We start from the raw sequence: 498 nt of genomic DNA, 5'->3' as shown, positions 1-498 counted from the left end.
GAGTACCATTCGGAACGCAAAAGGAACGCTAGGGGCGATGGCGTTCATGGTGGTTCTCACTTTTGTGCCATTCCTGGGAACGCTGTTTATTGGAAAGTCCGCTGCCTCGATGAACTTTGGTCTCACGTGGACGATCATCGCACTTGCTGAAGCGACATACCAGGTACATCGCCGACAACACCGGATACGCCGATCGGAGGTGCAGGCCGCATGAACATTATCGTTAACACGCTTTCTGTTAATCCTGGAGCTGGGGGAGTAGAAACCTATCTCCGCAGACTCACTGCGGAACTAGCACATGTGACCTCCGATGTCAAGATTACGCTTTTGTGTGGCGGTCACAACAAGTCACTTTTTAAGAATCATGTGTCGCAACCGGACGTCAACGTCGAAAGAAAAGTTTTGCCACTCCGAGGGGGCCAGCCTATACTTCGAATTTTGTTTGACCAGGTGATTGTCCCGTTGTACTGTTTGAAGTATGACAATGCCGTCCTACTC

General features: G+C 50.4%; 2 protein-coding genes. Both read left to right on the top strand.

Going from position 1 to position 498, the window contains the following annotated elements; translation table 11 throughout:
- A partial coding sequence (locus tag EXE46_RS17330; protein WP_206750447.1) for a hypothetical protein occupies positions 1-214 on the top strand: 214 nt, incomplete at its 5' end.
- Positions 211-498 (top strand): hypothetical protein (locus EXE46_RS17325; RefSeq protein WP_206750446.1); only part of this gene is annotated, 288 nt, incomplete at its 3' end. The genes EXE46_RS17330 and EXE46_RS17325, both read left to right, overlap by 4 nt.

The sequence above is a fragment of the Halorubrum sp. GN11_10-6_MGM genome, assembly GCF_005435165.1.
In the GTDB taxonomy this organism is placed as follows: Archaea; Halobacteriota; Halobacteria; order Halobacteriales; family Haloferacaceae; genus Halorubrum.
The sequence above is the reverse complement of the archived record's forward strand: the minus strand, read 5'-3'. Positions and strand labels throughout refer to the sequence as shown.